19 protein-coding genes and 3 pseudogenes are annotated in these 23,274 nt (G+C 71.7%); 10 read left to right on the top strand and 12 right to left on the bottom strand.

Annotated elements, in window-relative coordinates; genetic code table 11:
* The first annotated feature begins 241 nt into the window (after positions 1 to 241).
* Positions 242 to 1,519 carry a TPM domain-containing protein gene (locus WME96_RS00920; protein ID WP_437288297.1) on the top strand — a complete coding sequence of 426 codons (1,278 nt, stop codon included), beginning with the start codon at positions 242 to 244 and terminating at the stop codon, positions 1,517 to 1,519.
* Between the two features lie 11 nt (positions 1,520 to 1,530).
* A complete protein-coding gene (locus WME96_RS00915; protein WP_437288296.1) occupies positions 1,531 to 2,136 on the top strand; it encodes a hypothetical protein in 606 nt (201 codons plus the stop codon).
* A gap of 167 nt (positions 2,137 to 2,303) precedes the next feature.
* Here WME96_RS00915 and WME96_RS00910 read toward each other — a convergent pair whose 3' ends face one another.
* Both WME96_RS00910 and WME96_RS00905 read right to left on the bottom strand, forming a co-directional pair.
* Positions 2,304 to 2,906: a GrpB family protein gene (locus WME96_RS00910; RefSeq protein WP_437288295.1), complete on the bottom strand. Its 603-nt coding sequence runs from the start codon at positions 2,904 to 2,906 to the stop codon at positions 2,304 to 2,306.
* A 64-nt stretch (positions 2,907 to 2,970) separates the two neighbouring features.
* Positions 2,971 to 3,375, bottom strand: a complete 405-nt coding sequence (locus WME96_RS00905) for a hypothetical protein (protein WP_437288294.1) — start codon at positions 3,373 to 3,375, stop codon at positions 2,971 to 2,973.
* Between the two features lie 243 nt (positions 3,376 to 3,618).
* Between WME96_RS00905 and WME96_RS00900 the strand changes: the two genes are divergently transcribed.
* A complete protein-coding gene (locus tag WME96_RS00900) occupies positions 3,619 to 3,999 on the top strand; it encodes an ester cyclase (protein ID WP_437288293.1) in 381 nt (126 codons plus the stop codon).
* On the opposite strand, the gene WME96_RS00895 is transcribed toward WME96_RS00900, so the two are convergent.
* The gene (locus WME96_RS00895; protein ID WP_437288292.1) at positions 3,932 to 4,906 is read right to left on the bottom strand and encodes a hypothetical protein; all 975 of its coding nucleotides are present in this window, start codon (positions 4,904 to 4,906) and stop codon (positions 3,932 to 3,934) included. The two genes, WME96_RS00900 and WME96_RS00895, sit on opposite strands and share 68 nt — an antisense overlap.
* A 514-nt stretch (positions 4,907 to 5,420) precedes the next feature.
* On the opposite strand from WME96_RS00895, the gene WME96_RS00890 reads away from it, so the two are divergent.
* Genes WME96_RS00890 through WME96_RS00880 form a run of 3 tightly spaced genes read left to right on the top strand, consistent with a single transcriptional unit; the run spans position 5,421 to position 7,582 of the window.
* Positions 5,421 to 5,885, top strand: a complete 465-nt coding sequence (locus tag WME96_RS00890) for a GNAT family N-acetyltransferase (RefSeq protein WP_437288291.1) — start codon at positions 5,421 to 5,423, stop codon at positions 5,883 to 5,885.
* A gap of 52 nt (positions 5,886 to 5,937) precedes the next feature.
* Entirely contained in the window at positions 5,938 to 6,483 is a 546-nt protein-coding gene (locus WME96_RS00885; RefSeq protein ID WP_437288290.1) for a tyrosine-protein phosphatase, read from the top strand.
* 10 nt (positions 6,484 to 6,493) lie between these two features.
* Entirely contained in the window at positions 6,494 to 7,582 is a 1,089-nt protein-coding gene (locus tag WME96_RS00880; protein ID WP_437288289.1) for a HisA/HisF-related TIM barrel protein, read from the top strand.
* Positions 7,583 to 7,718: 136 nt separating this feature from the next.
* On the opposite strand, the gene WME96_RS00875 is transcribed toward WME96_RS00880, so the two are convergent.
* Positions 7,719 to 9,269 (bottom strand): outer membrane protein assembly factor BamB family protein, encoded by a 1,551-nt coding sequence (locus tag WME96_RS00875; protein WP_437288288.1) that lies wholly within the window; start codon positions 9,267 to 9,269, stop codon positions 7,719 to 7,721.
* 326 nt (positions 9,270 to 9,595) lie between these two features.
* Here WME96_RS00875 and WME96_RS00870 point away from each other — a divergent pair, with 326 nt between their 5' ends.
* Positions 9,596 to 9,841, top strand: a complete 246-nt coding sequence (locus WME96_RS00870; RefSeq protein ID WP_437288287.1) for a hypothetical protein — start codon at positions 9,596 to 9,598, stop codon at positions 9,839 to 9,841.
* Positions 9,842 to 9,874: 33 nt separating this feature from the next.
* Here WME96_RS00870 and WME96_RS00865 read toward each other — a convergent pair whose 3' ends face one another.
* From WME96_RS00865 to WME96_RS00850, 4 genes and pseudogenes are all read right to left on the bottom strand, one after another.
* Complete coding sequence (locus WME96_RS00865) at positions 9,875 to 10,120, bottom strand: DUF3072 domain-containing protein (RefSeq protein WP_437292435.1); 246 nt, start codon at positions 10,118 to 10,120, stop codon at positions 9,875 to 9,877.
* Positions 10,103 to 10,342, bottom strand: a pseudogene (locus tag WME96_RS00860) (DUF3072 domain-containing protein); the annotation flags it as partial. The gene WME96_RS00865 and the pseudogene WME96_RS00860, both read right to left, overlap by 18 nt.
* 63 nt (positions 10,343 to 10,405) lie before the next feature.
* Positions 10,406 to 11,887 (bottom strand): protein adenylyltransferase SelO, encoded by a 1,482-nt coding sequence (locus tag WME96_RS00855; protein ID WP_437288286.1) that lies wholly within the window; start codon positions 11,885 to 11,887, stop codon positions 10,406 to 10,408.
* 131 nt (positions 11,888 to 12,018) lie between these two features.
* A complete protein-coding gene (locus WME96_RS00850; protein WP_437288285.1) occupies positions 12,019 to 12,447 on the bottom strand; it encodes a hypothetical protein in 429 nt (142 codons plus the stop codon).
* A 234-nt stretch (positions 12,448 to 12,681) separates the two neighbouring features.
* Here WME96_RS00850 and WME96_RS00845 point away from each other — a divergent pair, with 234 nt between their 5' ends.
* The gene (locus WME96_RS00845; protein ID WP_437288284.1) at positions 12,682 to 13,182 is read left to right on the top strand and encodes a hypothetical protein; all 501 of its coding nucleotides are present in this window, start codon (positions 12,682 to 12,684) and stop codon (positions 13,180 to 13,182) included.
* A gap of 133 nt (positions 13,183 to 13,315) precedes the next feature.
* On the top strand, positions 13,316 to 13,720 hold the full coding sequence (locus WME96_RS00840; RefSeq protein ID WP_437288283.1) for a VanZ family protein: 405 nt from the start codon (positions 13,316 to 13,318) through the stop codon (positions 13,718 to 13,720).
* A gap of 12 nt (positions 13,721 to 13,732) precedes the next feature.
* Here the strand turns inward: WME96_RS00840 and WME96_RS00835 are convergent.
* Positions 13,733 to 14,131 (bottom strand): annotated as a pseudogene (locus tag WME96_RS00835) (GNAT family N-acetyltransferase); the annotation flags it as partial.
* Positions 14,132 to 14,278: 147 nt separating this feature from the next.
* Positions 14,279 to 16,147 (bottom strand): annotated as a pseudogene (locus WME96_RS00830) (hybrid sensor histidine kinase/response regulator); the annotation flags it as partial.
* Positions 16,148 to 16,554: 407 nt separating this feature from the next.
* Between WME96_RS00830 and WME96_RS00825 the strand changes: the two are divergent.
* Positions 16,555 to 17,979, top strand: a complete 1,425-nt coding sequence (locus tag WME96_RS00825; RefSeq protein WP_437288282.1) for a M20 family metallopeptidase — start codon at positions 16,555 to 16,557, stop codon at positions 17,977 to 17,979.
* A 24-nt stretch (positions 17,980 to 18,003) separates the two neighbouring features.
* Here the strand turns inward: WME96_RS00825 and WME96_RS00820 are convergent, their stop codons facing one another.
* Both WME96_RS00820 and WME96_RS00815 read right to left on the bottom strand, forming a co-directional pair.
* A complete protein-coding gene (locus WME96_RS00820; RefSeq protein ID WP_437288281.1) occupies positions 18,004 to 20,703 on the bottom strand; it encodes an ATP-binding protein in 2,700 nt (899 codons plus the stop codon).
* Positions 20,704 to 21,114: 411 nt separating this feature from the next.
* Positions 21,115 to 22,968 carry a vanadium-dependent haloperoxidase gene (locus WME96_RS00815; protein ID WP_437288280.1) on the bottom strand — a complete coding sequence of 618 codons (1,854 nt, stop codon included), beginning with the start codon at positions 22,966 to 22,968 and terminating at the stop codon, positions 21,115 to 21,117.
* Between the last annotated feature and the right edge of the window lie 306 nt (positions 22,969 to 23,274).

Raw genomic sequence — 23,274 nt, 5'->3', positions numbered from 1 at the left:
CCGGCTCCTGGAGAGTGGCTGCGGCCCGACCGATCGACGAGGCGACAGCGTATCAGAAGGGCGAACCGTCCACCATACCTCGAGGGCCGCGCGCGGTCTCCAGCCTGGAGGAAGCGGGAGAGCATCCATGACGGGATACGCTGTCGCTCTGTCGAGCACCGCCCTCACCTCCCCGCCGGCCGCGCGTCGGATCCGGGCTGCGGAGTTGCTCTCCCCCTCGACCCGGGTTCTCTTCCGCCGGATGAGCTCAATTCGAACGGGAGGGTGGCCTGGGGTGGTGGCGGTGGTGGGGCTTGGCCGCGGAGTGCGGCTCTTCCTCGCCGCCGCGTTCGGTATGCTCGTGATGCTGTTCACAGCATCACCCGCGCTCGCGGCGCCGGCTGTGACGATCGAGGCCGCGGTGAACGACCACGCCGGCGTGCTGACGCGGGAGGAGCGCGACGACCTCACCCGGAAGCTCCTCGCGCACCGCGAGAGGACCGGAGTGCAGATCGCCGTGCTGCTCGTGAGGACCACGGGCGGCGTACCCATCGAGGATTACTCGCTGGAGATCGCCGAGGCCTGGGGCGGGGGCACGAAGAAGCAGGACAACGGGGTCCTGTACACGCTCGCCATCGACGATCGGCGGATGCGCATCGAGGTGGGCTATGGCCTGGAGGACATCCTGACCGACGGCGTCTGCCGGACGGTCCTCGACGACTCCCGCGACGACCTCCGGCGCTCGCAATATGGCAGCGCCGCGCGCCTGGTGGTGGGCAGGCTGGTCGCCCTCACGGCGACCCACAGAGCGGGGGCCGGGGGGGCGCTGGCGGTGCTCGGGTCGCCGTCGGAGCATGTCCTGGGGCGTTACGTCGCTCATCACATGCTGGGTGCGCTGTTCGGCCTCTTGCTCGGCCTCGTGGTCCGGCGCGCGCCGCGCGCTCCTGCCACGCTGGACGACCTCGAGGGGCACATGGCCGCCCGGCGCGGGAAATGGCGCGTGGCCGGCATGGCCCTCGTCGCCATCATCGTCGTTCCGGGGCTCGCGACGCTCGCGCCGGCATGGGCCTACGGGGCGCGCTCCGAGGCCGCCGCCTCGACCTACCTCGCGAAGCAGGCAGGCTCGTTCCTCGGCGTGACGCTCCTCGCGACGCTTGTCGGATTGCTCGGCGGACTGAGCCTCTTTCGAAAGAGAGAGGCGGAGGAGCTCTGGATAGGGTTCCTGAGGGCCATCGGCGTCGCGATCGCCGTCGCCCTGCCCCTCGCCGGTGGCATGATCGCGCTGGACGCCATGAACGCGTCGCTCTCCGATGCGCTCTTCATGGGCCTCATCGGCGGCTCGATGGCCGTGGGAGGGTTCCTCGGCCCCTACAACTCGGCCACGTCGTCTGGTTCGTCGTGGAGCTCGTCCTCCGCGTCGAGCTCAACCTCGTCCTCGTCCTACTCGTCCTCGTCGTACTCCTCCTCGTCCTCCTCAGGCAGCGATTACAGCGGTGGCGGCGGCTCCTTCGGGGGCGGCGGGGCGAGCTCGAGCTGGTAGGAGGAACGTCGATGAAGACGCGCGCGACGGAGCGGGAAGCAGAGCCGTCCGAGAAGATCGATTACGAGGACGTCGACGAGGTGATCGCGCTCGCCGCGCGCCTCGCCGAGGCGGACAAGGATCGGCTCCGCATCGAGGATCTCGAGCGCGTCGGCGCCGAGCTCGAGATACCGCCGCACCACGTGCGCCGGGCGGTGGAGGAGCTCGCGGCGCGGCGGCAGCGCGAGGCGGCGCAGCAGCTCGCGGCGCGGCGGCGGCTCCGCTGGGCGGGCGCTGCCCTCGCGGGGATCGTCCTCGTGCTCGGCGGCATCACCCTCTCGGCGCGCGCCTCGCTGGCGCAGGCGCGCGCCGAGGTGCAGCGCAGGAGGGCGCAGGTCGAGAACGTGGTCGAGCGGCGGGAGCGCACCCGCGCGCGCCACGAGGGCGCGGCGCCCTCGCCCGAGCGCGACGCGGAGCTCGCCGGCGCGGACAACCGGGTGAGCATCGAGCGGCGGCGCTACGACGAGGACGCCAGCGCGTACAACGCGCTCGCCTCGGGGCTCTCCGAGCAGCTCGCCGCGCGCCTCTTCCGCCTGCCGGCGCGCGTGCCGCTCTCGAACGAGATCGACGCCTGGTAAACGCCAGGCAGCGCCGGTCGGGTCAACGCACCGACCGCGCCGGCGCTGCCGTCGATCGACGACGCCCCTTTGCACCGGGTGCTCGCTCCAGCCCGGCCCCTCGACGAGGCGTACTACCAGGATGGCGGTCGCACGGCGGCAGGGGGCGCGGCGCGCGCGGTCGCCCGTCAGGGAATGAGGCCGTTCGCGCGGAACATCCGCTCGTAGATCGCGCGAATTACCGGCTCCTTGTGTCTGTTGTAGTCCATCACCGAGCCGCTCCCTGCCGAGATCTCGGATGCGGCCGCGAGCTTCGCCCGGCGGTAGAGCTCGAGGTCCTCCGGATGATCGAGGAGCCACCGGCGGAACATCCGGTGGCGAATCACCTCCGGACAGTCGGGGCCGAAGACATGTACGTTGCTGTCCGGATCGGCGAGCTTGAGGCACCGATGCTCGTGCCACTCTGGTTCGCGAATGACCAGCGTGAATCCAGCGAGAGAAAGAGCGGGGACGTACGAGAGCTCGTCGGCGGGATCGGCGACCGTGAGGTCGACGTCGATCGTCGGCTTGGCGGCCAGCCCCCGCACCGAGGTCGATCCGACGTGCTCGACCGCGAGCGCGGCGTCGCCGAGGGCGGCGCGGATCTTCTGCGCGACCACATCGAAAAACCGCGGCCAGCGCTCGTCGTGGTCGACGACGACGATCGGCGCCGGCTCCGGTGGGCCGTTCACCCACGGGCTCCGATCGGGCGCCGGCTCGTGGTGCTTCGTGATCTCCTCGGCGGTGGGCACGACGCAAGTATAGGCAGGCCGCGCGCTGCGTCGCGCGGAAAGAGGTGCGACGCCGAGACAGCGATCAGCGGCGGCGCGGCACGGCGGTGAGGTAGGCGAGCAGCTCGTCCTCGCTGTCGCTGATCATGCGATCGATGCCATCCTCGCGGGAATGGCGCCGGACCTGGAGCGCCCCGGCGGAGGTCCCCACGAGGACGGCCACGCGGCGGAAGCCGCGCACCGCGGCGGTCCGCAGCCGCAGCGTCGCTTCCTCGAACGTCGGATCGTTTCGCCCCGGGGCCGCCCGGATGTCGAGGAACAGCGACATCGCGCTCCGGTCCACCATGGCGAGCGCGTCGGTGACCGCCAGGCACTGCTGCTGGATCTGCTCGATGGAATCGAACGGCTCGGCGCTGCGCGTGACCCTCACGATCTTCGTCGTGCGATCGACGATCACGATGAAATGAGCGTTGCGCAGGAGCTCGACCATGAGCGCTCCGCCAGTCTAGCGTGGAACCCCTCCCGGGCCGAGCGGCGGCGCGCGGCCGAACGCGCCACCGCGCCGGCGCAACCCGGCCCGCAAGGCTGGCGGCTGTAGCCTCCAGCACACGGAGGCCAGCGCCGGCACCGCGCACCGCAGGGCCCCGGAGAAAAGCGCCTTTCGCGGGTGGCACACAGGGTGCTCGGACCCCGGCGCGGGCGCGACGGCGCCCTGCGTCCGAGGAGACATCCAATGCAGCAGAAATCAGTCGACGTGGTACGAAAGCTGGGTCAGGCGTGGAACCAGCACGACCTGGACACTGTATATGGCCTCTTGCACGAGGACTATCGCGAGCACTGGAACGGGAAGCTGGTCAAGGAGGGCCGCGACGCCACGAGGAAGGCGGATCAAGCGATCTACGACCTCGTGCCCGACTACCGGCGCGAGGTGGACCAGCTCTTCGGAGAGGGAGAGTCGGCGGCGTCGCTCTGGCGGTTCCTCGGCACGGGACCCGCTGGGCCCTTCGAGCTGCCCCTCGCGTGCTTCTACAAGGTCCGTGACGGCCTCATCGTGGAGTGCTGGATCCAGGTTGATGCGGGGGATGTGGCCCGGGCGCTGGGCCCGACGGGGTAGAGTCGGGGCTACTACTCGGTGTGCAGTCGGGCGCCGAGCTCGGATCGGCCACCCACGCCGCGAGGCGCTGCGTTCCGGCGTCGCCCCACGCGTCGCGGGCGAGCTGATTCAGCCGGCACCACTCGTGACGCGTCTGTTGGGTCGCGAGCGACTTCGCGGCCAGGTGCTGCGCCGTGCGACCAGCCAATGAGGTCTTGTCCTTGCTGAGCTCGTCGTGGGTCATCGCGACCGGGCGCGGACAGTAGTCGCCCGCCTCGTAGTCCACCGTACCCGAGACGAGCCCAGGGGCGGTCGTCCGCCGGTCGCGGACCGTCACGACCGCGTACTCCGGGTACGGGGCGTCGTCGTCGCGAACCAAGGCCATTCCCTTCGGCTTGGCGCCCTGCACGACGACGAAGCCTGTCGACGGGATCACGGAGTACGGCCTGAGCGCAGGGAACGCGGTGAGCGACTGGTCCACGAGGACGTCGCCGCCGAGCTCGACCCAGTTCGTGTGCGCGTAGAAGTCCTGTACCGCGTGAAGCGAATTGGAGAAGGCCAGCATGGCCAGCGCATCTCCGTCCAGCAGCGCTATGCCCGGGCCCAGCGCCCGCACGGCCTCGGCTTGCTTCGCGGCGACGAAGGCGGCACCTCCGCTGAAGTTGCAGTCATCGAAGTGGGCAGTGTTGGCGAAGTGGAACTCGACGTCTGTGGCCACATTGCCGATCGTCAAGGCGTCGAGCACGGCAGGCTTCAGGAATGCCAGCGCGGTGCGGGTGATCTCCTCGTGATTCGGCTCGCCCGGCGTGGTCGAGAATTCATGGGCGCTCTCCTCGAGCGCCTCGGCGGTTCCAGCTTCGCCGACGCAGCCGAGCGTCAGCGCGAGACCCATGATCCCCAATCCGAGCATCGCTTGTTGTTGGTGCATGTTCCGCCTGACTGCAAAGCGTGATCCAGGCGCACGAGCTCAACGTTGGTTGGAAGGATAACAATCAAAGAGCTCGCGTGAATGCGCTGGAGTCCGATGACGGCACCTCATCAGCCGTCGACACCACCCACGCGCGGGCTGCACATCTGCCCCATTGCGGCATTTCGCCACGCGCTCGCGCAGGAAGCGCGTCGCCCAAGCCGCCATCCAGCGCAGTCCGGCCGACGCTCCGGCGTGATGGCGAGCGAGATTTCCCCGGATCGAGGCTTGATGTCAGTGCGCACTCGCGCGCACCTGGGGAGTCGATGTCCGATCCGGTGCTCGCCGGTCGCGCAGCGGCGAGGCCTTCCGCTCGACCTCGGCGCCGGACCGCGGAGCCGCGCCGGGAGCTTCATGTGCTCACAGGGTGGGATGCGCACCGTCAAGCACGCGCACGTCGGGAACAGTGGCGCAGCAGGTCGCCCTGCCTTACCATCGAGGTCGTGCCCACCCGTTTGCGGCAGCGAGAGCGTCGATGATCGAAATTGGGTATGCCACCAGCGCGGAGCAGATAGCGCAGGTCCGCGCGTTGTTCCTCGAGTACCAGGCCTCGCTCGATGTCGACCTGTGCTTCCAGGGCTTCGCCGGCGAGCTCGCGCGCCTGCCCGGGTCCTACGCCCCGCCGTCGGGTCGACTCCTGCTCTGTACCGTCGAGCAGGTCCCGCGCGGCTGCGTCGCGCTGCAGGCCATCACCGCCGAGGACTGCGAGATGAAGCGGCTGTATGTACAGCCGGGGCAGCGCGGCCTCGGACTCGGTCAGCGGCTCGTCGCTCGGGTGCTCGACGAGGCGCGCGCGATCGGGTACCGGCGTATCTACCTCGACACGCTCCCGTCGATGGCTCGAGCGATGGCGATGTACGAGGCGCTCGGGTTCAAGGACGTCGCTCCCTACCGGCACAACCCGGTGGCCGGCACGCGCTACATGGCCCTTACCTTGTGAAGCCGACGCTCGCGACGGCATGTCCGTGGATCGATCGTGGGGTGGGCGGCGCATGAACACGACCTTCCGGCCCGCCAATTACCGCGATGTGGGCGAAGCCCTCGGGCTCTGGTTCGACGTTTCGCCGATCCCTGCTGGCCGGCTGCTCCGCGGCGGGCGACTCGACCTCATGACGACCGCCGGCGATCTCGGTTCACCCGGTACGATACTGAACCTGCGGCGCGGCCCCGACCCTGGTCATCTCACCGGAGTCACGTATGTACATGTCGCCGCGGACGATGACGTCGAGAACTACGACACGCGGCAGCGCCGGGTGAGGAGCTGGCTCGGCAAGGCCCTCTCCGTGCTCGTGGCCCCCGGGCTCGCCTGGCCGGTTTACGTGCACTGCACGTCGGGGAGAGACCGCACCGGGGTTGTCATTGCGGCGGCTCTGCTCGCGATCGACGTTCCACGGCAGGTCGTCGCGGAGGAGTACATGCTCAGCGACGGCGCCGACCCCAGCGCAATCGAGCGGGCCATCGACGGCGTCCTGGAGTGGCTCCCGACCGCCGGTGTCGACGTGACAAGGTTGCGGGCAGCGCTCACCTGCGAATGCTAGACCCCGCCCCGTGACCTCACCGCTGCTCTCTCCCTTTTCCTTCCCGAACGGCCTCACCGCCAGGAACCGCGTCTGGCTCGCCCCGCTCACGAACCGGCAAAGCCACGACGACGGTTCGCTGGGCGACGACGAGCTGCGCTGGCTCTCCTGCCGCGCGCAGGGCGGCTTCGGCGTCGTCGAGACCTGCGCCGCCCACGTCGCCGAGGACGGCCAGGCCTGGCAAGGCGAGCTCGGCATCTCCTCCGACCGGCTGCTGCCCGGCCTGCGCCGGCTCGCGACCGCGATCGCCGCCCCGGGCGCCCTGGGGCTCGTCCAGCTCTTCCACGGCGGCCTCCGGGCCGATCCCAGGCTCTCCGGCGTGCCCACGTGGAGCGCCAGCGCCGTCGCCGAGCCGGACCTGCCCGTCCCCCGCGCCGCCACCGAGCAGGACATCCTCCTCGCCATCGACCGCTTCCGCGACGCCGCGGCGCGCGCGCTCGCCGCCGGCTTCGCGGGCGTCGAGCTGCACGGCGCCCACGGCTACCTCCTCGGCCAGTTCCTGTCCGCCACCCAGAACCAGCGCGCCGATCGCTGGGGCGGCGCGTGGGAGAACCGGGCTCGCCTCCTGCGCGAGACCCTCCGGGCGGTCCGCGCCGCCGTGCCTGCGTCCTTCGTGGTCGGCGTGCGCCTGTCGCCCGAGGACTGGGGCCAGGCCAAGGGGCTCGATCTCGACGAGAACCTGACGCTCGCCCGCTGGCTGGCCGAGGACGGCGCCGACTTCCTCCACCTCTCGCTGTGGGACTCGAGCAAGCCCTCGCAGAAGCGCCCGGACGCGCACCCGCTGCCGCTGTTCCGCGAGGCGGTGGGGCCGAGCCTGCCGCTCGTCGTCGCCGGCGGCGTCTGGACGCGCGCCGAGGCCGAGGCGCTCCTCGACAGGGGCGCCACCGCGGTCGCGCTCGGGCGCGCCGCCATCACCAACCCCGACTGGCCGGAGCGGATCGCCGACCCCGCGTGGCAACCGCGGCGGCCGCCGCTCACGCGCGCCGAGCTGTACGAGCGGGGCGTCTCCGAGACGTTCGCCGGCTACCTGCGGAGATGGAAAGGATTCGTGGCCGACTGACGGCCACCCTTGGCGGAGCGTGAGCATCGCTGGACACGCCGTCACGGCGGCGAGCGGTGCTGCCTGAAATGGCCCCCTGCGGAGGGCGCACCGCCGCGCGGAGCGGCGGTGTCCACCGTCCGGCAGCGGGGCAGCGCTACGGCAAGCCGAACGCGAACAGCGTATTGCCCGGCGTGCCGATGCCGAAGCTCTCGTAGCCGCTCCCCCAGTACACCGTGCCGTCCACCACCGCCGGCCCGGCGGTGACGGAGCCGTCGGCCGGATGGCTCCAGAGAACGGCGCCCGTCGCGGCGTTCAGCGCGTGCACGTTGCCGCTCATCGAGCCGGCGTAGAGCACGCCGTTCGCGACCGTCAGCGGCCCCCTGTCCTGCGCGCCCGGCGTGGGATCGGGCGTCTGCCACAGGATGTCGCCCGTCGCCTTGTCGAGCGCGCTCCACGATCCCCACGAGACGACCTGCCCGGAGGGCTCCAGCGTGTACTCGACCTGGCCGTTGTTGCCGATCGGCACGTAGATCCTGCTCTCGTCCACGGCGACTCCCCACATGATGCCGCCGAGCTCCCCGCCGGGGCCGACCAGCGTGCTCCACACCACGCTCCCGTCGTCCCTGTCGAGCGCCCAGAAGATACCGCTCTTCTGGCCGGCGCCGACCAGATCGCGGCGCTCCGCCCCCGCGCCGGCCGAGAACAGCGTGGCGCCCGTGCCGAAGTCGTAATCCGGGCCCGCCGGATCAGGGCACCAGTCGCCGCCGAAGAAGCACGCGCCGGTCCAGGCGTCGAAGCCCTGGAGCCGCCGCGCCCACTTCAGCGCGCCGGTGTCGAGGTCGAGCGCGAGGACGGCATCGATGTAGTTGTCCTCCGGGAGGCAGGCCTCGACGGCGAGGGCGTCGTCGCCGGCGGCCTCCACGCACGCGGAGACGTCCGGCGGCACGGTGTAGTTGTTGCCGGTGGTCACGTACAGCGTGCGGCGCCCGAGGTCGATCGCGGGCGCGCCGCCCCAGACGGCGCCGCCGGTGTAGCCGGCGGGGACCAGGTAGCGCTGCCAGAGCAGCTCTCCGGTCACCGCGTCGAGCGCGACCACGCTGCCGCGGAACGAGCAGCACGGGTACGCGTTGTCCGCCGCGAAGAGCTCCTCGCGCGAGGAGACGCCCACGTACACGCGGCCGCCGTGCACGACGGGAGACTGCGTGATGATCGCCGCGGGGTGCGCGTCGAGCTGCGTCTTCCACAGGAGATCGCCGGTGCGGCTGTCCACCGCCATCATGTGGGCGCCGGCCTGGGTGCCGACGTACAGCATGTGGCCGTGGAGCGCGGGGCTCGTGCGCGAGACGGCGCCGGCCGTGCCGGAGAGGTCGGCGATCGCGCGCGTCCAGATCGGGACCCCCGTGTCGGCGTCGAGCTTGTACAGGTTGCCGCCCCCGTCCGGAAAGTAGACCGCGTGGCCGTCGACGACGGGCGTCGCGGGGACGTTGCCGGTCGTGGTGAAGGCCCACTTCACGGAGAGCGACGAGACGTTCGCTGGCCCGATGTCGTTCTCGGCGGGCGCGTTGTGCGTGTTGGCGAGGTCCTTGCCGTAGACGGTCCAGCGCGCGGACCCCGTGCCCGGGGCCGCACGGCCCTGGACGACTTGAAAGACGGCGAGACAGGCCGCGGCCACGATCGCGGGCCGCACCCAGAAGATGCGCTTCATGATGATCCTCCTGGGGCACCGCGATCAGCGGCCCGACACGTCAGTTCTGTCGCCTCTGCTGCACGAGACCCCGAGAATAGATCGCGCGAAACCGAGCTGCGCGTCAACGGGATAGAGGAACCGTCGAAGCGCTCTCCGCCGGCTTCACGGGCGTCGCGCTACACGGCGCCCGCGGCTACCGCCTCGGCCAGCTCCTCACCCAGAGTCACCTACCTGCGGAGACAGAAGGCCTTCGTGGGCGACGGATGGCCCGCCCGGACGAGCTCTGCCGTGATAAAGTCGTTCGGCGCATGGATGGGTGAGGCGCGATGGGCTGTGACATCCACATGTTCGCCGAGTTCGGGGAAGGTCGCGGGCCGTTCACGGCGCCGGCCACCCATGGGTACATCGCCCACCCTGACTGGCACTCCGCGAGCTGGCTCGCTGTCCACGAGCTCCGGCTGGCGCTCGAGCATGCGCAGTTCAGCCTCGATGCGGCGTCGGACGAATTCGTGCTTCTGTTTCAGTACGTCAGCGCGGTCGCGGCGAAGAAGGGACCGTCGACACGTGTGGTCTTCTGGTTCGACAACTGACGCCTGCCGGGCGGCGGGTGAAGCGCCTCTCCGTCACTCCCGCGGCTTCTGCCCGCGCCCGGTCTTCGCCTGCAGCTCGTCGATGCGCTTCGACGCCTCCGCCTTGGTCAGGCTCGCGTCGAAGTCCACGCCCGCCTCCTGGGAGAGCGTCTGGAGATACGAGGCCTGCGCGCCCGTCATCGGCTCGTCGCCCGTCTTCCACTGCTCGGGGTCCTTGCGCGTGTTCTCGACGCCGGCAGCTCCCCCCGCGCCGCCGGAGACGCCCGCGGCGCCCCGCAGCTCGTCGATCTTCTCGGACGCCTCCGCCTTGGTCAGGTCGTCGGGGACCTCTTCGCCCTGCTGCTCCGCGAGCGTGTGCAGGTAGGAGGCCTGCGCGCCCGTCATCGGCTCGTCGCCCGTCTTCCAGTCGCGCGGATCCTTCTGGACGTTCGACGGCCGCTGTTCCCCTGCTTGCCCCGCGGCCCTGGGATCGGCGGTCTGCTGGTCTTTTTTCGTGCTCATCTCCCGTTTCCTAATCCCGGGAGACCACGTGGCAAGCCCGCGAGGGCGCCGCGCGACCCGCCGTCACGTCCCGCAGAACGTGTGCTGCACGCGCTCTTCCACCTGCGGGGGCTCGCTCAGATACGCGAGCTCCGGCTGATCCTCGTACGGTCGCTCGAGCACCCGCACGAGCGCCTCGAAGGGCTCGAAGTCGTCACGGAGGACGGCCGCCTGGATGAGCGCCTCGATCCGGTGATTGCGCGGGATGAACGCCGGGTTGACGAGCCGCATCGCGCTCGCGCGCGCGCTGTCGTCGACGCCCGCGACGTCCTCCCTGGCGAGCCGCTGGCGCCACGCCTCCGCCCAGGGGCGGAAGGCGCCGGGGTCCGCGAACAGCGAGGCCACCTGCGCGTCGGCGGCCGGGTCGGCCGCGGCAGCGCAGAGCCGGCGAAAGAAGACCGTGTAGTCGACGCCGTTCGACGCGAGCAGATCCAGCAGATCGGCGGCGAGCGCCAGGTCCTCGTCCTCCTCGCGCGCGAGGCCCAGCTTGGCGCGCAAGACGCGCTCGTGCGCCGCGATGAACAGGCCGGTGAAGCCCTGCACGCGCTCGGTCGCCACGCGGACGGCCTCCTCCTTGTCGTCGGCCAGCAGCGGCAACAGCGCCTCGGCGAGCCGCGCCATGTTCCACTGGGCGATGCGCGGCTGGTTCCCGAAGGCGTAGCGGCCGCCCCGATCGATCGAGCTGAACTTCTTCTCGGGGTTGTACTCGTCGAGGAACGCGCACGGCCCGTAGTCGATCGTCTCGCCGGCGATCGACGTGTTGTCGGTGTTCATCACGCCGTGGATGAAGCCGACGCCGAGCCAGCGCGCGACCAGGTTCGCCTGCGCCTCGATGACGCGGTCGAGCAGCGCGAGCGCGTCGTTGCCGCTGCCCGCCGCGTCGGGGTAGTGCCGGGAGAGCGCGTACGAGGCGAGCGTGGCCAGCGCCTCCCGGTCGCCCCGCGCGGCGAAGAACTGGAACGTGCCCACGCGGATGTGGCTCGCCGCCACGCGCGTGAGCACCGCGCCGGGGAGCACCTCCTCGCGATAGACCGGCTCGCCCGTCGTCACGGCGGCGAGCGTGCGCGTCGTCGGCACGCCGAGCGCCGCCATCGCCTCGCTCACGACGTACTCGCGCAGCACGGGCCCGAGCGCGGCGCGCCCGTCGCCGCCGCGCGAGAACGGCGTCCGCCCTGCGCCCTTGAGCTGGAGGTCGCGCCGCTTGCCGTCCTTGCCGACGACCTCGCCGAGCAGGATCGCACGGCCGTCCCCGAGCTGCCCCACGAAGCTGCCGAACTGGTGCCCCGCGTACGCGAGCGCGATCGGCTCCGCGCCCTCGGGCAGCGCGTTGCCCGCGAGCACCTGGGCTCCCTCGGCCGAGGCGAGCTCGTCCGCGTCGAGCCCGAGCACCTCCGCGAGCGCGCGGTTGACCTTCACGACGCGCGGCTCGCGGACCTTGGCCGGGGAGACGCGCGCGTAAAAGCGGTCCGGGAGACGGGCGTAGGTGTTGTCGAACGCGACCTTCATCAGCGAACCTCGTGGCGCGTGGGGTCCTGCAGCGTCATGTGGGCCGTCGTTCTACCTCAATCCGCGCGCCCGCGCCGCTCGGGGGACGAGCCCGGCAGCTCCCCACCGTCGCGCCTGCCCATGCGCCCCGATCACTCGTACCAGGTCGGCACGATCGCCCTCACCTCGGGCAGCGCGGCGATGCGGCACAGCGTGTCCCACGCCGCGTCCTCGAGCGCGCCGTGGGGCGCGACGCACTCGGCGTCTCCCGTGGGGAAGAAGTACAGCGTCTCCGCGGGCACATCGCAGCTGGCGCGCCCTCTCGACGAGCCCGCCTGGATCGTGGGCGCGATGCCCCGCACGCGGGCGAGGAGCGCCTCGTCGCCCGTCGGCAGGCAGAACTCCACGGATCCATCGTTCAAGCACCCGGTGTCCTTGGTGAACGCGAGCTCATGGCTTGGACACGAGGTCGCGGGGGACAGCGGCCCCTCGACGTCGCCCTCCCCCGGCGTGGACGGCGGCGCGGCCGTACAGCTCGACAGGCACGCACTCAGCAAGCTGGAGATGGCGAATCGTCGCATGGAGCTCCCTCGGAAGCTCGAGCATGCCACGCCCGCGCGCGCGGCGCCCGCGGCCCCCGCGGCGTGTCTCCTTGCCTGCCATGAGCGCGCGGCGCGGGCGGCCCCTGAACCACCTCGCGCGCGCGCCGCCTCGGGCCGCGCGCAGGACGCGCCCGGCGGGCGGCTCGGAGGGGCTCGCCGGCGCGTCGGTCGTCACCCGTCGCCGGCTCTGATAGGGTGCGCGCAGAGGTACACGTGCTCAAGCTGCCGAAAGATCTCGTCGCCGATCCGCGCCATGACGCGGTGTCCGCTCTCCTCACGAAGCACGCAGGGCTGCTGTGGGAGAGCGGTAGAAACCAGGTGGCGACTCTCCCGATGACCGAGGCGCTGGCCGCCGAGCTCCGCGGCGCGCTCGCGGCCGAGCATGCCTGCCACGGCCTCGAGCTCATCACCGACAGGCTCGCCGGCGAGCAAAAGGGGCTGGACGCCATGGCCCGCAAGGCCCCGGAGAGCCCGCAGAACGCCCGCGCGTCTCGCCTCCTTTTCCTCGCGAACGACGGCAGCACCCGCTTCTATCGCGACTGCGACGCGCTCCTCTCCCGCTACCCGCAGCGCCTGCTGGCGTGCCGTCTCGAGATCACGGGCGACGCGCTGGGCGAGAAGCTCACGGGAAAGGCGAAGCTGATCCGGAGCGTGCTTGTCTTCGACAAGAAGGTCGCTGCCAGAGCGCTGCTCGCCCTGCTGCCGCCCGACTGAGCGCCAGCGTCGTCGCTCGGCCGCGTCGGCGGCCGGCCCTTCTCCTGTCGCGCGCGGACATCGAGCCGGTAATTGCCTTCTCCTGTCGACCGCGCTGAGGTAGATCCCCTGCTCGAGGAGCAGCAGGCCCCAGGTGTTCTCGATCCTTTCATGGCCGACGTGGGCGCGCCGGGCGCCGGCGGTGCTCTTCACGATCGCGCTCTTCTATTTCGGCTGCGCGAACATCGGCCTGCCGAGGACGCCGGAGGTGCCGCTCGACAAGATCACCCATTTCGCGGCCTTCCTGGGGCTCGAATGGCTGATCGAGCTCGCGCTCGTCGGGACGGCGGCCGCGGCGCGGCGCCGGGCGGCGGTCGCGATGAGCGCCGGCGCCGGCGGGCTGCTCGAGCTGGTGCAGGCCGCGCTGCCCTACCGCTCGGCGGAATGGCTGGATCTGCTGGCCGACGCCCTGGGCGCGCTGGCGGGCGCGGGGCTCTTGATGCTGCTCGCCCGCCCCCGCTCGCCGCGCGCCGCCGACGCCTCGCGGCAGGCGCCGTGAAAGAGGCGGAGGTCAGAGCAGCTTTTCCAGACAGACGCTCAGGGGGGAGTCGACGTACTCGCCGAACGGAGGGATCCGGCGGAAGCCCGCCCGCGTATACAGCGCCAGCGCCTCCGGCTGGCGCTCGCCTGTCTCGAGCACCAGGCGCGTGACGCCAAGGCGGCGCGCCTCCGCCTCCAGCGCGGCCAGCACGGCGCGGGCGACGCCGCGCCCTCGCGCCTCGGGCGGGACGTACATCCGCTTGATCTCGGCCGTCTCTGCGTCGAGCCGGCGGAGGGCGCCGCACCCGAGAGGCCGCCCATCCCCGTCGCGCGCCACGAGGAACGCCCCGCGGTCCTCCGCGACCTCGCCTTCCTCCAGCGCGAAGTGGTTGGCGCCCTCCTCCGGATAACGACTCGAGAGCTCCGCGTTCAGCGCCTCGATCAGCGCCTGGGCGGCGGGAGAGGCGATGCTCGCCCGCCGGATCTCGATGTTCGCGGTCGGCTCGCGGTCGTCCACGGCTCCTCCTTCGCGGCGCTGCGCCCGGGCGCGAGCGGCGATGTTGGCCACGTGCCGCCTCAGCACCTCCACGCTGATGGGCTTGACCAGGTGCTCGTCGAACCCGGCCTCCTGCGTCGAGCGCCGATCTGCCTCCTGGCCGTAGCCGGTCATCGCGAACAGCGATAGCCCGGCGAGGCCTGGAATGCCCCGCAGCGCGCGCGCGACCTCATGGCCTGTCATGCCGGGCATGCCGATGTCGAGCAGCACGAGATCCGGCTTTAGCCGCGTCGCGAGCTCGAGCGCTGAGGGACCGTCGAACACGGCATGCGCCTCGTGGCCCATGCGCTGCAGCAGCATGGCCATGCTCTCGGCCGAGTCCTGGTTGTCGTCGACGACGAGGACGCGCAGCCTGTCCGCGGTCCGCTCCGGGATCCGCCCCGCGGGCGCGCCCCGCGCGGCCTGCGCGACAGGGCGCGCCGCCCGCGGGAGCTGCACGACGAGCTCGCTGCCGCGACCGGGGCCCTCGCTGAGCGCGCGGACCGTCCCGCCGTGCAGCTCGATGATCCGGCGCACGACCGTCAAGCCGATGCCCAGCCCGCCCTCCGCGCGGTCGAGGCTGCGATCCCCCTGCGTGAACAGATCGAACACCTGCGGCAGCAGCCGCGGCGAGATGCCGACGCCGTTGTCGCGGACGCGGAGCGTCGCGCGCGCGTCGTCCCCCTCGAGCGCGACCAGGATCGAGCCGCGCACCGGCGTGAACTTCGCGGCGTTGTGCAGCAGGTTGGTGACCACCTGCGTGAGCCGCGCCAGGTCCCCCTCGACGGAGAGCGGCCCTTCGGGCAGCCGCACCTCCAGGACCTGCTCGCGCGCGTCGATCCAGGCCCGGGACGCCTCGACCGCGCGCTTCACGATGTCGGCGAGGTCGACGCTCTTGCGCTCCAGGGCGATCTTGCCTCGCGTGATGCGGCTCACGTCGAGCAGATCGTCGACGAGCCGCACGAGCAGGCCGACCTGCCGCTCCATCACGCCGACCGCCCAGGCGATCTCGGGGCAGGCCTTGCTCTCGCTCTCGAGGACGATGGTCGCGTTGGATATCGACGCCAGCGGATTGCGCAGCTCGTGCGCCAGCATCGCCACGAACTCCTCCATCTGACGCGCGTTGGATTCGATCTGCTCGAAGCGCTTGCGCTCGGTCAGATCGCGCGTGATCTTCGAGAAGCCGCGCAGCTCGCCCCGGGGGCCGCGAATGGCCGTGACGACGACGCTCGCCCAGAACGTCGAGCCGTCCTTGCGCACGCGCCAGCCTTCGTCCTCGAAGCGGCCGTCGCGCCGCGCGGCGGCGAGCACCGCCGCTGGCCACCCGCGCTCGCGCGCGTCGGCCGGATAGAAGCGCGAGAAGTGCGTGCCGATCACCTCTTCCGCGGAATATCCCTTGATCTGCTGCGCGCCGGCGTTCCACGTGGCCACGTGGCCGTCGGGGTCGAGCATGAAGATGGCGTAGTCCTTCACGCCCTCGACCAGCGTGCGGAAGCGCTCCTCGCTCTGCCGCAGCGACTCCTCCTGGCGCTTGCGCTCGGTCAGGTCGCGCGTGATCTTCGAGAAGCCGCGCAGCTCGCCATCCGGGTCGCGGAGCGCCGTGATGATGACGTTCGCCCAGAACATCGAGCCGTCCTTGCGCACGCGCCAGCCTTCGTCCTCGAAGCGGCCCAGGCGCCGCGCCTCGACGAGCTCTGTCTGTGGCCACTCGCGCGCGAGCGCCTCGGCCGGATAGAAGCGCGAGAAGTGCGTGCCGATCACCTCGTCCGCGGAATATCCGTTGATATGCTCCGCGCCGGCGTTCCACGTGATCACGCGGCCCTCGGTGTCGAGCATGAAGATGGCGTAATCCTTCACGCCGTCGATCAGCATGCGGAAATGTACGTCGGCCCCTAGCTCGGTTGGACCCATGCCACGGAGCTTACCGCAGAACGCGCGTCGATCCCGGCTCGGTCGTGGCCCATCGCGGGCCGTATGGCACGGGCCTCGCGCTCGCTTCGTTTCAGCACCAACGAGCGACCCTTCCAGCGCATGAGGCCGCCACGGGGGCGCGGCGGGGCGGTCGGCGAGACGCGCAGCGCGCTCGCCGTCGCGGGGGCGGCCCCGTCAGGAGGAAGGCGATGAGCGCCGCGGTCCCTGGTCTGATCTTCCAGCCTTGCCGGCCTCGACGGAAGCTTCGACCGTCGCCCGGTCGCGCCCCGCGCCTCCGCCCGCGCGGAGCCGGTGTCAAACCTGTCCTTCGGGGGTATGCCCGCGGGGCCAGCGCTGTAGAGTCCGGCCCCGGAGATCACCGCCGTGCTCAACACCTGGAGAGGATCATGCTGACGAAGCTCAACGAGAACGAGGCCGTCGCGTCCTGCGAGCGCTGCTGGGAGAAGGAGATCGTCCCCGCGCTGCACGAGTACATCCGCATCCCCAACAAGTCGCCCGCCTTCGACCCTGCCTGGCGCGAGAACGGCCACATGGACAAGGCAGCGGCGCTCATCGAGGCCTGGTGCAAGGAGCAGCCGATCCCCGGGCTCAAGGTCGAGGTGGTGCGCATCGGGAGCCGCACGCCGGTCCTCCTGATGGAGGTGCCGGGCAGGACCGACGACACGGTGCTGCTCTACGGGCACCTCGACAAGCAGCCCGAGATGGTGGGCTGGCGCCAGGGGCTCGGCCCGTGGGAGCCGGTGCGGGAGGGCGATCGGCTGTACGGCCGCGGCGGCGCCGACGACGGCTACTCGGCGTTCGCGTCGCTCGCCGCCCTGCGCCTGCTGCACGAGCAAGGGGTCCCGCACGCGCGCTGCGTCGTGCTCATCGAGGGCTGCGAGGAGAGCGGCAGCCCGGACCTGCCGGCCTACATCGACGCGCTCGAGGCCCGCATCGGCAAGCCGAGCCTCGTCGTGTGCCTCGACTCCGGCTGCGGCAACTACGACCAGCTCTGGACCACGACGTCGCTGCGCGGGCTGCTCCAGGGCACGCTCGAGGTGAGCATCCTGCGCGAGGGCGTGCACTCGGGCGTGGGCAGCGGCGTGGTGCCGTCGAGCTTCCGGATCCTGCGGCAGCTCCTGTCGCGCATCGAGGACGAGCGCACCGGGCGCGTCCTCGTGGACGCGCTGCACGTGGACATCCCGAAGGAGCGCGTGGCGCAGGCGCGGGCGGCCGCCGAGGTGCTCGGGAACACGGTCGTGAGCGAGCTGCCGTGGGTGCAGGGCGCGCGCCCGGTGACGGGCGAGGTGGCCGAGCTCCTGCTGAACCGCACCTGGCGGCCCGCGCTCTCGGTGACCGGCGCCGAGGGCCTCCCGCCCATCGCCAGCGCGGGCAACGTGCTGCGGCCGTTCACGAGGGCGAAGCTGTCGATGCGCATCCCGCCGCGCGTCGACCCGAAGGCCGCGGCGGCGGCCCTGAAGGAGGCGCTGGAGAAGGACCCGCCGTACGGCGCGGAGGTCCGCTTCCACGTGAGCGAGCCGTCGCCCGGGTGGGACGCGCCCCCGACGGCGCCGTGGCTGCAGGAGGCGGCGAACAAGGCGTCGCAGGCGTTCTTCGGCCGGCCGGCGATGGGGATCGGCGAGGGCGGGACGATCCCGTTCATGGCGATGCTGGGGCAGAAGTTCCCGGAGGCGCAGTTCCTCATCACCGGCGTGCTCGGGCCGCAGTCGAACGCGCACGGGCCGAACGAGTTCCTGCACCTCGGCATGGGGAAGAAGCTGACCTGCTGCGTGGCGAGCGTGATCGCGGACCACGCCGCGCGGGCGCGCTGAGCGGGGCCGCGCGCGGCGGCGCGCTCAGCGGGCGGGGGCTGCCCCGTCGAGGGCCGCGGCGGCCGGGCCCGCCCCGTCGAGGGCCGCCGCAGCCGGGCCCGCCCCGTCGAGGGCCGCCGCCGACGCTGCCGCGAACGTGAGGACGACCCGGGCCCCGCGCTCGCGCCCGTCCTCGATCCGGATGGATCCGCCGAAGGTCTTCATCCGGTTCGCGGAGAAATGCAGGCCGATGCCGCTCGCGCCCTCCCGGGTCGTGAACCCGTACTGAAACACCTGCACCCGCGCAGCCTCGGGGACGCCGGGCCCGTTGTCCTCCACGGCGCAGCACACCCCTGCCCCGTCCTGCCATGTCGCGATCGCGATCCAGGGCTCGCGCGGGCCGTCGTCGACCGCGGCGCGCGCGTTGTCGAGCAGGTTGTAGAGGATCGTCAGCAGGTCGTGGCGGTTCGCCACGATGTCGTCGATCGGCCGCAGATCGAGCCGGACGGCGACGCGCGCGTTCGCGAGCGCCGCGCCGTGCACGCGCAGCGACTCCTGGATGACCTCGTTCACCGAGAGCCGCTCCGTGCGGTACGCGTTCCTGTACGCGTACCTCTCCTGCGCGCGGAGGGCGTCGCGGAGGACGTCGAGCTGCGCGCGCATGCGCTCGAGGTCGTCCGCCGTCTCCTGCTGCTCCTGCTCCACGGCGACGAGCGCCAGCTCGACGTAACGGCGCAGGCTCTCGCCGCGCGACGCGTCGGCCGGCTCGACGGCGCCCGCATCGCCCCCCACGAGCTCGGCGAGCGCCCGCTTCAGGCGCGGGAGCCGCGACCGCGCGATCCGATCGCGCGCCAGATCGACCGCGATCCCGGCGCTGTTCAGCGTGTTGCCCGCGCTGTGGAGGACGTCCATCGCGACCTGGGCCATCCCCGAGTGGCGCGCGATCTCGGCCTGCTCCGCGCCGAGCTGCCGGTAGGACTCGTGGAGCCGCACCATCGATCGCACGCGCGCCAGGAGCTCCCTCGGGGAGAACGGCTTCACCAGGTACTCGTCGGCGCCCCCGTCGAGCCCCGACGCGACCGCCTCGTCGTCGGCGCGGGCGGTGACGAGGACGATCGGGATGTGGCGCAGCACGGGGTGGGCCTTCAGCCAGGCGGTGAGCTCGATGCCCGACATCTGCGGCATCATCACGTCCGACACGACGACGTGCGGCGGGGACCGCTCGATCAGCCGCTGCGCCTCGAGGCCGTTCGCCGCCTCCATCAGGCGGTAGCCCGGGGACAGCAGCGAGCGCATGAACTGCCGCATGTCGGGGTTGTCGTCGACGAGGAGCAGCAGCGGCCTGTCCGCGCGCGCGGGCGGCGCGGCGCCCGGCGGCCCGGGCGGGCGGCTCGACAGCGCCCCGGCGCCCCGGCCGCCGGCGTCGGGCTCGATCTGCTGGGCCGCGAGGCCGTCGGGCGACGCCTCCGAGGGGGGCAGCGAGCTGAGCCAGCGCCGCGTCTGCGCCGTGCTGGGCGCGCTGGTCAGGTCCGGGCCGGCGTGGCGCTCCGCGGGGTCTCCCGCGCTCGCCGCGTGCTCCCGCGCGGCGCCCGGGGCCGACCGCGGCAGGCGCACGCGGACGGCCGTGCCCTCTCCGAGCTCGCTCTCGATCGAGACCGAGCCGCGCAGGAGCTCCGCGAACTGCTTGACCAGCGAGAGCCCGAGCCCCGTGCCCTCGTACCGCCGCTTCACCGAGCCGTCGACCTGGGTGAACTTCGAGAACAGCTTGCCGAGGTCGTCCCCGGAGATGCCGATGCCCTCGTCGCGCACGCACAGCTCGAACGAGGCGTCGTCGAGCGCGCGAAGCGCGACCTCGATGCGCCCCCCCGGGTGGGAGAACTTCAGCGCATTGCTGATGAGGTTGAGCAGGATGCGCTCGTATTTGTAGCGATCCAGCGAGACGGCGCCGAGCGCATCGCCGGTCATGGCGAGGGTGCGGCCCCGGGCCGTCGCGCTCGGCCGGATGTCGTCGAGCATCTGCGCGGTGAACCGGTTAACTTCGACGGGCTCCCAGTCGACCTCCATCCGCGCCGCCTCGGCCTTGGAGAAGTGGAGGAGGTCGCTCACGACGTTGAGGAGGCGCGCCGTGTTGCGGCGGATGAGCTCGAGCTCGTCGCGCACGTCGCGCGGCAGCGCGCCGTGCTGCGCGTCGAGGAGGCGCTCGAGGGGCGACAGGATGAGGGTGAGGGGCGTGCGCAGCTCGTGGCTCACCGTGGCGAGGAAGTCGCTCTTGGCGCGGTTGGCGCGCTCCGCCTCGTCCTTGGCGCGCTCGAGCGCGAGCTCGGTGAGCTTGCGGTCGGTGATGTCGGTCCACGCGCCGAGGATGCCGAACACCTCGCCGTCCTCGTCCTTGAGCGGCACCTTGCACGTGAGCAGGTACCGCTGGCTGCCGTCGGCCTGGCGCTGCGTCTCCTCGATGTTCAGCAGCGGCTCGCCCGAGGCCATGACGGCCTTGTCGACGCGGATGTAGTGCTCCGCCTCCTCCGCCGTCCAGGGCAGGTCGTGGTCGGTGAGGCCGATGATGTCCTCCGGGCGGCTCAGCCCCGCGCCGCGGGCGTTCAGCTCGTTCGTGCCGATGTAGACGCAGTCTCGGTCCTTCCACCAGATGCTGTAAGGAAACGTCGAGACGATGTAGCGTAAGAGCTGCTCTTTCTGGGACTCTCTCAGCTTCGGCGGAGTGCGCTTTCGCGTTTTCAAGTCCGACATAAGCAAGCCACGACGCGAGCGAATCCTGACGTGACGGCCAGCACGACGTTCCTGGCCAGCGACCCCAGCACGCCCCCCGTGCAGTCCGGCGCCGCGGAGGGCCGCGGGCGCACCTGGGATGCATCGGGCATCGTATCGCACCGGGCGGCTCGCGCGCAACCTGCCGAGGCCGCGGCCCCGCCGCGCGCGTGGTGAGGCGGGCGCGCGGCGGGGCCGGTGTCGCGGAGCGCCCGCCGGGTGGTCGGCGCGCCGTGCGGTGCGGGGCGTGTGATGGGTCGGTCCGCGAGATCGGGTCGGCGGGCCGCGATGAACGCCGGGCGGAGTGGGCCAGGGTCAAAGCTGGGATCGTTCAGCCGGGACAACCCGAGCTGCCGTGAGGCTCCCCGGTGCTCGACACCGGGAAAGGTCGATTCACACCGTGACGCGCGTGCCGTCGAACCGGGTAAACGTGAATCCCTCGAACGGCTCGCGGAAGGTCCGGCGCTCGTCCCGGAGCAGGCTGATCGCGACCTCCTCGCCGAGCGCCAGCGACGCCGCGGCGTCGGTGCGCCAGTGGATGCCCGCCCAGTTGCGTCCGAAGGCGTAGTTGGTCGCCAGCTTGTTCAGCTCACCGCCGACGGTGAGGGGCGGACCGCTGTAGGGGACCAGCCGGGTGGGATCGGCCGGATCGGGGACGAACGGGTCCTCGATCACGTGGTCCTCGTCGAAGAACGCCTTCAGGAGCGTCGTGTTGACGCCCGCGATGGCGGCCGCCCCGCCCGGATAGGACCCGTGGAGCGGAGCGCCCTCGGGGAAGGCCTGCGGCAGCAGGTAGCTGCCGAACACGTCGAACGTCAGCTCGACCGCCCGTGAGCTCAGGATGTCGCGGTGCAGCGGGTACTCCCGCGCATCGTTCGCGAGGCGGTGGTGGACCAGCCCGCCATACGCCTCGGGGCGGATGCTGCGGTGCACGAACCACTTCTGCCAGTAGGCCGCGCGGATCGCACGCGAGGTGCCGAAGGGGAGCAGGCCTTGCAGGTACGCGAGCGCGAAGGTCGCCGCCGCGGAGGCCTGCGTCTCCGACGTGAGGTAGGGGTTCGTGGGGCTCAGCGGGGCCGCGACGCCCCCCGGAACGCCCGCGTTCGCGCTGCGCGCCGCGCCGAGGAGCAGCGCCGCGCCCCAGAAGAGCGCCCCGCCGCCGTGCACGTACTCCGCCAGATCGCGGCCTGTCGAGATGTAGCGGCGGACCGGGTCGTACGCGATGGACCGGGTCGGCGCGAGCCCGTTCTGCACGGCGAGCCACTCGTCGTACTCGGTCTGGAAATCGTTGCCCGGCAGCGCGGTGCGGATCGCGCCGCCGAGGAGCTGCGGGCCATACGGGATGTCTCGCAGGAGGAACTGCGAGATGTAAGGGCCGTCGAGCACGCCGGGAGGGACCACGTGTCTGGCCGTCTTGCCCGAGCGGTCCCGGGTGTCGGCGTAGGTGACGCTGCCGCGGAACAGCGTCTCCAGCGTCACGCGGCCGCCGGCGCGCGGGCCCGTGTAGCCCGAGAGGCGGTCGATGTCGTCGATCGCGTCCGCGACATCGCTGCTGTCCGCGTAGCTCTCGAACGGGATGTCCCGCAGCAGCGCCTTCCAGTAGACCTCGACCGCCTCGGCGGCCTTCTGGGCGCTCGCCAGCGCGGGCGCCGGGGGCACGCCGATCTGGGGCGGGGTGGTGCCGATCAGGCTGACGGCGAGCGTGCCGACCGGATTGACCAGCTTGCGCGTCCCGCCGAGCGGGATGGCCTCGAAATCGTCCCATTCGCGCGAGGCGTGGGCCCTCGAGGCGATGCGGTAGGCGGCGAGGTCGACCTCGCCGCGGTCGTCGTGCGGCAGGCCGCGCGTGTCGGTCCCGATCTTGTTCCGATAGCGCTCCTCGTCGCCGTTGTCCGGGTGCGGCGCGATGGGCGCCTCGAAGTTGTCGACCGCCGCCTCCACGCGCACCCGCAGGGCGCGCAGGCGGAGCTCGTGGTCGAGCGGCGAGGCGCGCGGGTCGCGGCGCAGCGACTCGAGGCCGCTGAGCAGATCCTCGGCGCTCGGGCCCCGCGCCGCGCTCGCGACGCCGGGGCTGCCGGCGACGAGGCCTCCCGCCGCGAGCGAGCCCGCCACGCCCAGAAAGGCGCGCCGGCCTGTCGCCTTGTCGGCCCCCGGTCGCTTCGAGGCAGCCTCGGGGCTCGCGGGCTCCTGGACGCCAGGGGTCGATGCAGCGCTCCGGCGATCGATGTCGTGAGAATCGATGGTCATGGCGTAGAACTCCGTGGTTGCGTGGACCTTCGCGTCCGCCCGGCCGCCGCGTTCGCGGTCGAGCACCGATGAAAGCTCGGCCCATGAGCTCAGGCGGCGGCGTCCCATCCCGGAAGCGGACGGCGGTGACGACGCGCTTCCGGCGGCGCGCGCTACAGGCGGTGACGGGTCCGAGAGAACGACAGAACGATGAAGACGAGCACACCGGGCATTCCCGGGCGCATCCGTTTTATAGGATGAACGTCTACTATAACGGATAGACACAAGCAAGGACTTTGTTTTGCGGCCCACGGGCGGCGCTTCTGT

This window comes from Sorangium sp. So ce406 (assembly GCF_051474675.1).
Lineage (GTDB): Bacteria > Myxococcota_A > Polyangia > Polyangiales > Polyangiaceae > Sorangium > Sorangium cellulosum_G.
Note: the sequence above shows the minus strand (reverse complement) of the source record. Positions and strands in the feature narration are given on the sequence as shown.